Here is a 10610-nt window from a genome sequence, read left to right as displayed (position 1 = left end):
CCAGGGCGGTGTCATCTCGTACGCCGCCCGCGACATCGGGGAGCGCCTGGACGCGAAGGCGCTGGTCGCGTTCACCCAGTCCGGGGACACGGTGCGCCGCCTGGCGCGGCTGCACACGCCGCTGCCGTTGCTGGCGTTCACCCCGTTGCCGGAGGTGCGCAGCCAGTTGTCGCTGACGTGGGGAACGGAGACGTTCATCGTCGACCCGGTCGACAGCACGGACGCGATGGTGCGGCAGGTCGACCACGCGCTGCTCGGGTTGGGCCGGTACCAGAAGGGTGAACTGGTGGTCATCGTGGCCGGGTCGCCGCCCGGCACCGTAGGCTCGACCAACCTGATCCACGTCCACAGAATCGGCGAAGAGGACCACTAGGTGAGCGAAGTCGCGGCGAAGACCGATCTCCAGACCCTGCTCGAACTTCTCGATCTCGAGAGGACCGGCGAGGACACGTACCGAGGTCGGCATCCCGCGCAGGTGGGGAGCCGGACGTTCGGCGGCCAGTTGATTTCCCAGGCACTGGTCGCCGCCGGCCGCACCGTGAGCGGCGAGCGCGCTGTGCACGCGATCAACGCCCACTTCATCCGCGGCGGCGACGTCAAGGAACCCATCGAATACCGCGTCGAGCGGCACCGCGACGGCCGGGCATTCGCGAACCGTCAGGTCACGGCGCTGCAGAACGGTGAGGAACTGTTCGTCATGCTGGCGGCGTTCCAGGACTGGGGCAAGGGTCTCGAGCACGCGGTCGAGGTGCCCGACGTCCCGTTCCCGGACACGCTGCCGCCGCTGGGCGACCACTTCCTGGGTTACGAGGACCGGCTGAAGATGTTCGTCGACGCCCTCAAACCGATCGACATGCGTTACGCGAACGACCCGTCCTGGATCATGAAGGGCACCGGGGAGAAGCTCACCCACAACCGGGTCTGGATGAAATCGGACGGCGACCTTCCGGACGACCCGCTGATACACGTGGCCGTGATGGGCTACTCGTCGGACACCACGGTCCTGGATTCCATCATCACCACCCACGGATTGTCGTGGGGGCTGGACCGGATCGTCGCAGCCACCGTCAACCATTCCATCTGGTTCCACCGGCCGTTCCGGTTCGACGACTGGACGCTCTACGCCACCGAGTCGCCGGTCGCCGCGGGGTCCCGCGGCCTCGCGACGGGGCGGTTCTTCTCCCTCGAGGGCGAGTTGCTGGCCACCGTCGTCCAGGAGGGTCTCATCCGCCACTTCCCGCCGCGGAAGTAGCGGCCCGTCATTCCTTTGCCACCGAACGGTTTTGAACGGTAGTTCAACTGGTGGCTGCGGCGTATGGTCGGTCTGGAATCTCCGAAACGGAACGGACGTGCACAATGAGCGCAGACGCACCCGAGCAGAAGAACTCCGGCCGACAGGCCGAGACCGAAGTGCCCCTTCCCGACGACGAGGCGCTTGCCGAAGCCAAGAAGAAGGTGGAGGAGATCGACGCCCGCTACGAGCCGGGCGCCCGCGAGACGGTAGTCCTGCCCGGCTCCGACGGCACGGTGTCGGGTACCGCCTTCGACGATTACGTCGACGACGAGGGCAACCTGAAAAAGCCTGAGCCCGAGAAGGACTCGTAGACTCCCCGTCGTCGGGGCCCGTTCTCCCTGCCCGGTGTCCCACCTGTGCGGCGAAACCGCCCAAATGGGACATCGGGCGACGTGTGTGTGCGGATCGACGCGTGTCCTGCGCGTATCTCTCGCCGACGACCGAGGTCCGGGGTTAGACTTCGCCATCTTTTCTGGTGAGTTTCACCTCGTGATCGGGGATATGGGTCGTGGACTGGAACAACGTCGTCTGGGACAGCGCAATGTGGCTGCTCAAGGCCTACGTCATGACTGTCGTCGCGTTCGTCGTCGTAGTGATACTGCTCGCGCGGTTCACCAAATGGGGAAGGCAGTTCTGGCGCTTCGCCGCGCCGTACTTCAATCCGCGGCGCAGCCTCAAGCCGTTGACCATCCTGGCGGTGTTGCTGCTGTCGACGGTCTTCGCGGTGCGGATGACGGTGCTGTTCTCCTACTGGTACAACGACTTCTACGATTCGATCCAGAATCTGGACGAATCGGCGTTCTGGCACTTCCTCCGCGTATTCGCCCTTCTGGCGACGGTCCACGTGGTGCGGGCCCTGATCGAGTACCTGATCGGGCAGACCCTCGACATCGACTGGCGGACGTGGCTCAACCACCATCTCGTCGACGACTGGCTCGACAGCCGCGCCTACTACCGTGACCGGTTCCTGGACGACGCGATCGACAACCCGGACCAGCGCGTCCAGGCCGACATCACCAACTTCGTGACCACGTCCCGCTCGCTGTCGATGGGCGCGGTGACCGCCGTGCTGTCGATCGTGTCGTTCACGGGAATCCTGTGGGATCTGTCCGGCCCGATGACGGTGTTCGGCGTCGAGATCTCGCGGGCGATGATCTTCCTCGTCTACATCTACGTACTGGTGACCACGGTGGTGGCGTTCTGGATCGGCAAGCCGCTCATCAAGCTGAACTTCCTCAACGAGAAACTGGGCGCCAACTTCCGCTACGCGCTGATCCGGGTGCGGGAGTACGGCGAGAGCATCGCGTTCTACCGCGGCGAGAACGTCGAGCGCCGCACACTCGCCGGACGGTTCGCGGACGTCATCCGGAACATGTGGCAGATCGTTTTCCGGACGTTGAAGTTCAGCGGATGGAACCTCACCGTCAACCAGACGGCCGTCATCTTCCCGTTCCTCGTGCAGGGTCCGCGACTGTTCACCGGTCAGGTGTCGCTCGGTGACGTGATGCAGACGTCGCAGGCGTTCGGCCAGGTCCACGACTCCCTGTCCTTCTTCCGTGAGTCGTACGCCGACTTCGCGAGTTTCCGCGCCACCCTCATCCGACTCAACGGTCTGGCCAACGACAACCAGCATGCCGCCGAACTTCCGATCCTGAAGACCGGCAAGTCGGGCGACGACCTCCAGGTCGAGAAGCTGGACGTGCGCATCCCGACGGGGCAGACCCTCATCGAGGGCCTCGAGCTCACCGTGACCCCCGGGCAGTCGTTGCTGGTCAAGGGCCCGTCTGGCTCGGGCAAGACCACCCTGCTCCGCACGCTCGCCGATCTGTGGCCGTACGCCGACGGCACGGTGTCGCGGCCCGCGGGGGAGGCGATCTTCCTGTCCCAGCGCCCGTACCTTCCGCTCGGTTCGCTGCGGACCGCGCTGGCGTACCCGAAAGAGCCGACGGCGTCCGACGACATCGTGCGCGACGCGCTGTCGAAGGTGTCGCTCGGCAATCTGGGGGATCGGCTCGACGAGACCGCCGACTGGACGCGGATCCTGTCGCCGGGTGAGCAGCAGCGTCTCGCGTTCGCGCGGGTGCTGATCGCACGCCCCGCGGTGATCTTCCTCGACGAGGCCACGTCGGCCATCGACGAGGGCCTCGAATACACGCTCTACACCCTGCTCAGGACCGAACTCCCGGACAGCATCGTGGTGAGCGTGGGCCACCGCAGTACCCTCAATCAATTCCATTCCCGCGGTGTGGAACTCGAAGGGGAGGGGCGGTGGACGGAGTCGGAACTCGTGGGGTGACGAGCTACCCGGCGGCCGGTCGAGTCGTGAATTGCAGGACGCGGTAGGGGTCGCCGGTCGTCGTGTTCCATTGCGACACAAGCAGATGCAGCTCGCCCAACGTGGACCCCGGGTGGATGAATCCGCCGTAGATCTGCGCCCACGTGCCGTCCGCCGCTCCCCAGTCGCCCCCGGCGACCTGCACGGTCGGTTCCGACCACAGTCCGTCGATCCGGTCCGCGGTGCGTGTGACGATCGCGTACGCGGTGGGGTCGAAGTACGCGAGGACCCAGGTGCCGTCGATCCGTCGCAGGCACATCTCCCCGACGGGGCCCGGCAGGATCGGGGTCGCGGGCTGTCCCCACGCCCACCCCGTACCGCGGTCCCAGCCCCAGTCCTCGTAGGCACCGGGCTCGAGGATGCGCGATTCGGGGACCCGCCGGAGGATCATCCCACCCGGATTGGTGCGGTCGAACGCGCTCGAGACGACGTAGACGTAGCCGTCGTGCCGTTCCATGGTCCACAGCTGATCGAGTGACCCACCGCGGTTGTCCCAGCGGGCGGGTGAGCGGTGCCAGTTCTCGCCGCCGTCGTCGGACCAGGCGAGATACGTGAAGTTCGTCGGCCACGCACGCGACCGCCACGAGTGCACACTGACGACGGACAGATAGGTCCGGTCACCGATCGTGACGGCGTCAGCGGGAACGACGGTGAACTCGCTGCCCGCAGATTCCCGGTCGGGGAGTTCGCGGACGTCGTGCGCGTTCGGCAGGATCTCTGTCGCCGTCCGGCCGCCGGCCGCGGATTCGAACTCGATGCCGCCCCGGAGATCGGTTGTGGTGGAGCGCAACATCACGGGGCTGCGCCACCGTCTACCGCTTCGGCCGCGTGAGCTGAACGTGTCGCCGAAGAAGAACGCGACTCTGCCGTCGGCCAGGCGTGTGGGACAGCCGAGGTCGGTGCCGTGCACACCCCAACGCCGCGTCGCCTCGCCGGTGACCTCCTTGACGAACGTCGCTGCCGGTGTGGTCGTGCTGCCCGGGATACGCACTCCTCCCGTCGGTGAATCCGGTGGTCAGGACGTCTTGCGGTACGACGCCGCGAGTTCGTCGGCCCGATCCCACGGGGACCAGTCGACTTCGCGGCCGTCCAGTTGCGCTTCGACCACCTCGAGTCCCGCGTGCCAGCCGGCGGCGTGAGCGTAGGCGGATTCCTCTTCTTCCACGGTGTGGGTGAGCGTCAGCCAGCAGCCTCCGCTGCCGTCGGGGACGAGTTCCCAGTGCAGGGTTTCGGCGTCCCACAGGTATTCGAGGATGTGCGCGGGATGCACCGAGATGACCGTCCCCGTGGTGGTCTGATCTGCGGGCAATCCGAATCGGCGCACCTGCTCCGGCGTCACACGGAAGACGAGTTCGGCACCCGGAGTGAGGTCGAACTCGACGTCGGCGGGGAACCAGGCCTTCAGGTACTGCGGGTCGGTGAGAACACGCCACACCTTCTCCGGCGAGTGCGAGAGCGCTTGCTGGAATCGAAGGGCTACCCGCCCGTCGTAGGTGAAAGTGACGGTGCCGAGCTCCATGGGTGACCTCCGTGCTCGAGGGCGTACCTGTCCCACCATGGTACTGGCAGGACGGCTCAGATCCCCAGGATCGGGCACAAAAAACCGCCGCTACCTGCGGGGTCGTCAGTCGCCTACGGAAGAGAGTCCGAGACGCTGCAGGCGGTGCGGGTCGGCGAGGATGTCGATCCGGGCGATCTTCCCACCTGCGACGGTGAAGGCCATGACCGACATGGCCTTTCCCTCGGGTGCGGTCACGACTCCGGCGGCGCCGTTCACCAGGGCGAGCCGGGCGAACGGAGCGAAGCGCGAGAAGGTGAGGGCCTGCTCGCTGACGGCGCGGGCTCCGCGCACGAGAGAGGATCCGTCAGCGCCGCCGTCGGCCCGCAGGACGATGTCCGGGTCGAGCAGGGCGAGGAGGTCGTCGAACCGGCCGGCCCGCGAGGCGGCCATGAACGCCTCGACCACCTCGCGCTGCCGGGTCGGGTCGGTATCCGGAACGGGCCCCGACCCCTGGACACGGCGGCGCGCGCGGCTCGCGAGCTGACGGGACGCGGCGGGGGTGCGTCCGGCGATCGGGGCGATCTCGTCGAAGGACAGGGCAAACATGTCGTGCAACACGAATGCGAGCCGCTCGGCGGGTGTCAGCGTGTCGAGAACGACCAGCAGCGCGAGTCCGACCGAGTCGCCGAGCACCGCCTCGTGCTCGGGATCGGCCACGTCCAGCTCACTCACGCTCGGATCCGGCACATGGACGTCGAGTGGCTCCTCGCGGCGAGTCTTCCGTGACCGGAGCATGTCGAGGCATACCCGGGCGACGACCGTCGTCAGCCAACCACGCAGGTTCTCCACATCCGACGTATCGGCACGGCTGAGCCGGAGCCAGCCCTCCTGCACGGCGTCCTCCGCTTCGCTGATCGAGCCGAGCATCCGATAGGCGACCGCCGACAGGTGCGTCCGGTTCTCCTCGAAGCGATGCGCCAGAACTTCGTTGTCGGTCATCTGTCACATTCTGCCGTCGCGGTTCGTCATGTCAGTGAGAACGAAAATCAGCCGGTGTGACATCACATCACCCGAATACCTTTGGAGGCAGGCAATCATGAAAGCCCGGATGACCAACCCCGCGATGATCGTTCCCGACGCCATGAAGTCTCTGCTGGCGCTGGGAAAGGCTGCGTCGAACGCGGACGTGCCGCCGGTGACCCACGCTCTCGTCCATCTGCGGTCGAGCCAGATCAACGGCTGCAGCGTGTGCGTGGACATGCATTCGCGTGAGTTGGAGAAGGAAGGGGAGACCAACGAGCGGATCTTCGCGGTGGCGGCGTGGCGGGAGGCTCCATACTTCAGCGACGCCGAACGCGCGGCCCTGGCGCTGGCCGAGTCGATGACCCGGTTGAGTGATCGTCCGGATCCGGTGCCCGACGACGTGTGGAACGAGGCCGCCCGGCACTACGACGAGCAGGCGCTCGCGTCGCTGGTCCTGTCGATCGCCACCGTGAATCTGTGGAACCGGCTCAACGCCGCCACCCGGCAGGTCGCGGGCGGCCAGTGGTGACGAGGACACCGTAACGGGGGACGAGATGCGAATCGCAGGTCGGAGTAAGTATCCGACCTGCGATTCGCGGAGAAATCCTGGCAGTGCCCTCGGTGAGACTCGAACTCACACTGGACGGGTTTTGAATCCGTTTCCTCTGCCAATTGGGATACGAGGGCGTGTTGCGCTGTACCACTGTAGAAGATCGCCGTCGGGAGTCAACCACCGGTACCCTTCTAACGTTCGCTCCCCGTGCCGGGGTCGTCCGAGCAGAGGAGAATGGTGGCCATGAACGCTCCCCAGCAGCAAGGTGTGCCGTCGCAGCCGCGACGGGTCGTGGTGGCCGAGGACGAGGCGCTGATCAGGCTCGATCTGGTCGAGATGTTGCGGGAAGAGGGCTACGACGTCGTCGGTGAGGCGGGGGACGGGCAGGCCGCCGTCGACCTGGCGGTGGAGCTCAAACCCGACCTCGTGATCATGGACGTGAAGATGCCCCGTCGCGACGGCATCGATGCGGCCTCGGAGATCGCGGCGAAACGCATTGCGCCTGTGGTCATTCTCACAGCGTTCAGTCAGCGCGAGCTGGTGGAGCGGGCCCGCGACGCCGGGGCGATGGCCTATCTCGTCAAGCCGTTCTCCACAGCCGACCTGGTGCCCGCTGTCGAGTTGGCGGCCAGCCGGTTCAAGGAAGTGACCGCGCTCGAGCGGGAGATCTCCGATCTGTCCGAGCGTCTGGAGACCCGCAAGATCGTCGAGCGGGCCAAGGGCGTGTTGATGGAGAAGCAGTCCCTGACCGAGCCCGAAGCGTTCAAGTGGATCCAGCGGGCCGCGATGGACCGCCGGTCGACCATGAAGGCGGTCGCGCAGGTGGTACTCGAGACCCTCGGTGGGGAAGCTCCCACCAGCTGACCCGCGAGATCGGCTACAGCCGATGCGCTTTCGACGCGTCAGGCGCCGGTGGGGAAGTCCGCGGATCGGCTGACGTCGGCCCACCGGTGGGCCTCGGCGGCGCGTTCGCGGGACGACTTCTCGGCCATCTCGACGGCACCGGCCCCGAGCAGCAGGCGCAGCGGGGCGTCCTCGGCGGCAACCACATCCATGATGATCCGAGCGGCCCGGGCGGGGTCGCCGGGCTGGGTGCCGTCGGTGGTCTCCCGGTAGTGGTTCATCGCGCCGACCGTTGCCTCGTAGTCGGGGCCGACCGAGCTGCGTGTCATCGACGAACCCTGCCAGTCGGTGCGAAATGCGCCGGGTTCCACGATGAGCACCTTCACACCGAACGGCTCCACCTCCGCCGCCAGGACTTCGGAGAATCCCTCGACGGCGAACTTCGCTGCCTGATACGCGCTCAGCCCCGGCGTGCCACCGACGCGGCCTCCGACGGAGGAGGACTGCACGAGGCAGCCGCCGCGCTGTTCGCGCAGGATCGGCAGTGCCGCGCGGGTGACGTTGACGACGCCGAAGAAGTTGGCCTCGACCTGCTGGCGGAAGTCCTCGTCGTCCATTTCCTCGATCGGGACGCTGTTGGCGTAGCCGGCGTTGTTCACCACCACGTCGAGGCCCCCGAACTCGTCGACGGCGGTGGCGACCGCCGCCCGGGCGGCCGCGGCGTCGGTGACGTCCAGGGCGACCGCCCGAACCCGGTCGCCGTACGTGTCGACCAGGCCGATCAGCTGTTCGGGCTGCCGGGCGGTGGCTACCAGGTTGTCGCCGCTGCCGAGGATTGCTGTCGCGAGTTCCCTGCCGAAACCGCGTGAGGTTCCGGTGACGAGCCACGTCTTCGCCATGGTGTACTCCATCCGCTGGTTGCAACTGACTGGTTGGATGCTTACGAAATCCATGGAACACCCGCCGGGAGGAACTGTCAACCAACTATTTGGTTGATACTCTGGACGCATGGTGCGCGATGCAGAGGCAACGAAGAAGCGACTACTCGACGCGGCGGCGGCCGAGTTCGCCGAGTTCGGCATCGCCGGGGCGCGGGTCGACCGCATCGCCCTGGCCGCCAAGGCGAACAAGTCGATGATCTACGCGTACTTCGGCGACAAGGGGCAGCTGTTCGACGCGGTCTTCTCCGCCCACGTGGTGGCCTTCACCGAGCAGGTGCGGTTCGACGCCACCGACCTCCCTGGTTACGCGGGGCGCTCGTTCGACCTGTACGAGGACAACCCGGCGACGCTCCGGCTCGCCACCTGGTACCAGCTGGAGCGGCCCGACGGTGAGCCGCTCCAGGTGGTGGTCGCGTCCAACCGGTCGAAGCTCGCCGACATCGAGCGAGCGCAGGGAAGTGGTGTGCTGCCAACCCGATTCGAACCCGTGGAACTGCTCACCGTCGTCCGGTCCGTCGCGATGTCCTGGCACACGCAGACACCGGAACTCGGCGCCTCGGCCCCCGCGGACCGGGCCCGCCGGCGCCAGGTTGTCGTCGACTCCGTGCGCCTTCTCGTCGGCGGCTGAGGCTCGCCACGCTACGACCGCGTAAACACTCGTCGTATTCAGATCACAGTAAGGTCACGAGCCTTTCCGGACGGATCGCGAAAGCCGCCGGACCGCTAGCGTCTGATCCCACAGCGGACGCCAACTCGGGTGGCGCCCGCACTCAGGTGATCTAAGGAGAGTTTGGATGGCTAAACGGACCCTCGTGCGGGCGGCCGCGGTTCTCGGCGCGGCATCACTCGCACTGGCAGGTTGTAGTTCGGACAGTGGCGACGACTCCGCGAGCGGGAGTGACAGCTCTGCCTCGGCCACCACTGTTTCCACCGATTGCACGCCCGAAGAGGCGGCGGCAGCGGGTGCCCCGTCCACAGCGCCGCTGAAGATCGGCACTCTGCTTCCCGACACGGGAAGCCTCTCCTTCCTCGGACCGCCGATGGTGGCGGGCACCCAACTCGGTGTCAACGACGTCAATGCGGCCGGTGGAGTTCTCGGCCAGCCCGTTCAACTGATCCCCGGCGACTCGGGCGACACCACCACCGACACGGCGAACACCACCGTGGACCGGGAACTCGCCGCGGGCACCCAGGTGATCATCGGCGCGGCGTCTTCCTCGGTGTCGCTGAAGGTCATCGACAAGGTGTCCAGCGCCGGCGTCGTGATGTTCTCCCCGGCCAACACGTCCGACCAGTTCGTCTGCTACCCGGACAAGGGCCAGTACTTCCGCACCGCCCCCACCGACGTGTTGCAGGCTCAGGCTGTGTCGCAACTCATCTCGGACGACGGCGGCCAGCGCGTGTCCATCCTGGCCCTCAACGACCCGTACGGAACCGGGCTCGCCGACAACATCCAGAAGAACCTCGTCGACGCGGGCATCCCCGAGGACCAGATCCAGAAGATCATCTACGACCCCAACGCGCAGTCCTTCAACTCCGAGATCGACCAGGTGAAGGACTTCGCCCCCGACGCCGTCGCGGTGGTCGGATTCGAGGAGTCCGCGAAGATCATCACCCGCATGCATGAGGTCGGCATCGGCCCGTCCGACGGGATGAAGGTCTACGGCGTCGACGGCAACATGGGTAACGCTCTCGGCGAGTCGGTGGCCGCACCGTTGCTCGACGGCATGCAGGGCACCACGCCGCTCACGGACGTCGGCCCGGCCTTCCAGGATCGTCTCAAGGGCATCAACCCGGGACTGATCGACTTCAACTACGCCGGTGAATCCTACGACGCCGTAGTCGTTTCCGCGCTCGCCGCGGAAGCCGCGAAGTCGACGGCCGGTCGCGACATCGCCGCGAACATCAACGCCGTCACCGAAGGCGGAACCCCGTGTACGTCGTACCAGGAGTGCCTGCCGCTCGTGCAGGCCGGCACGGACGTCGACTACAACGGCATCACCGGCAAGCTCGACTTCACCGCCGCGGGCGAGCCGTCCATCGGTTCGTACGGCAAGCTGAAGTTCGGTGCCGACAACAAGCTGACGACGGACGGATACATCGTCGTCGGCGGGTGATCG

12 protein-coding genes and 1 tRNA gene are annotated in these 10610 nt (G+C 66.6%); 8 read left to right on the top strand and 5 right to left on the bottom strand.

Annotated features, from left to right (window positions below; translation table 11 throughout):
* The 4 genes from G9373_RS21910 to G9373_RS21895 all read left to right on the top strand — a co-directional run.
* Positions 1-373, top strand: a 373-nt coding sequence (locus tag G9373_RS21910) for a pyruvate kinase alpha/beta domain-containing protein (protein ID WP_277346606.1), incomplete at its 5' end; no start/stop codon positions are given.
* Positions 374-1252, top strand: coding sequence for an acyl-CoA thioesterase II (locus G9373_RS21905; protein ID WP_005260362.1), 879 nt, complete (start codon positions 374-376; stop codon positions 1250-1252).
* Between the two features lie 104 nt (positions 1253-1356).
* A complete protein-coding gene (locus tag G9373_RS21900; protein WP_005260364.1) occupies positions 1357-1605 on the top strand; it encodes a hypothetical protein in 249 nt (82 codons plus the stop codon).
* A 197-nt stretch (positions 1606-1802) separates the two neighbouring features.
* Complete coding sequence (locus G9373_RS21895) at positions 1803-3590, top strand: ABC transporter ATP-binding protein/permease (RefSeq protein ID WP_005565500.1); 1788 nt, start codon at positions 1803-1805, stop codon at positions 3588-3590.
* 4 nt (positions 3591-3594) lie between these two features.
* Here G9373_RS21895 and G9373_RS21890 read toward each other — a convergent pair whose 3' ends face one another.
* The 3 genes from G9373_RS21890 to G9373_RS21880 form a co-directional block, all read right to left on the bottom strand.
* Positions 3595-4620 (bottom strand): DUF4185 domain-containing protein, encoded by a 1026-nt coding sequence (locus G9373_RS21890; RefSeq protein ID WP_005565498.1) that lies wholly within the window; start codon positions 4618-4620, stop codon positions 3595-3597.
* 24 nt (positions 4621-4644) lie between these two features.
* Positions 4645-5148: an SRPBCC family protein gene (locus G9373_RS21885; RefSeq protein WP_005260370.1), complete on the bottom strand. Its 504-nt coding sequence runs from the start codon at positions 5146-5148 to the stop codon at positions 4645-4647.
* A 105-nt stretch (positions 5149-5253) separates the two neighbouring features.
* Complete coding sequence (locus G9373_RS21880) at positions 5254-6129, bottom strand: sigma-70 family RNA polymerase sigma factor (RefSeq protein ID WP_005565495.1); 876 nt, start codon at positions 6127-6129, stop codon at positions 5254-5256.
* 97 nt (positions 6130-6226) lie between these two features.
* On the opposite strand from G9373_RS21880, the gene G9373_RS21875 reads away from it, so the two are divergent.
* A complete protein-coding gene (locus G9373_RS21875; RefSeq protein WP_005260372.1) occupies positions 6227-6682 on the top strand; it encodes a carboxymuconolactone decarboxylase family protein in 456 nt (151 codons plus the stop codon).
* Between the two features lie 84 nt (positions 6683-6766).
* On the opposite strand, the gene G9373_RS21870 is transcribed toward G9373_RS21875, so the two are convergent.
* Positions 6767-6840: transfer RNA gene (locus tag G9373_RS21870), tRNA-Leu, on the bottom strand.
* A 100-nt stretch (positions 6841-6940) separates the two neighbouring features.
* Here G9373_RS21870 and G9373_RS21865 point away from each other — a divergent pair.
* The gene (locus G9373_RS21865; RefSeq protein ID WP_005260374.1) at positions 6941-7570 is read left to right on the top strand and encodes a response regulator; all 630 of its coding nucleotides are present in this window, start codon (positions 6941-6943) and stop codon (positions 7568-7570) included.
* A 38-nt stretch (positions 7571-7608) separates the two neighbouring features.
* Here the strand turns inward: G9373_RS21865 and G9373_RS21860 are convergent, their stop codons facing one another.
* The gene (locus G9373_RS21860) at positions 7609-8448 is read right to left on the bottom strand and encodes an oxidoreductase (protein WP_043789107.1); all 840 of its coding nucleotides are present in this window, start codon (positions 8446-8448) and stop codon (positions 7609-7611) included.
* A gap of 109 nt (positions 8449-8557) precedes the next feature.
* On the opposite strand from G9373_RS21860, the gene G9373_RS21855 reads away from it, so the two are divergent.
* A complete protein-coding gene (locus G9373_RS21855; protein WP_167116761.1) occupies positions 8558-9118 on the top strand; it encodes a TetR family transcriptional regulator in 561 nt (186 codons plus the stop codon).
* A gap of 166 nt (positions 9119-9284) precedes the next feature.
* A complete protein-coding gene (locus G9373_RS21850) occupies positions 9285-10607 on the top strand; it encodes an ABC transporter substrate-binding protein (protein ID WP_007295814.1) in 1323 nt (440 codons plus the stop codon).
* The last annotated feature ends 3 nt before the right edge of the window (positions 10608-10610 follow it).

The sequence above is a fragment of the Rhodococcus sp. A14 genome (assembly GCF_011603105.1).
Taxonomy (GTDB): Bacteria; Actinomycetota; Actinomycetes; order Mycobacteriales; family Mycobacteriaceae; genus Rhodococcus_F; species Rhodococcus_F opacus.
The sequence above is the reverse complement of the archived record's forward strand: the minus strand, read 5'-3'. Positions and strand labels throughout refer to the sequence as shown.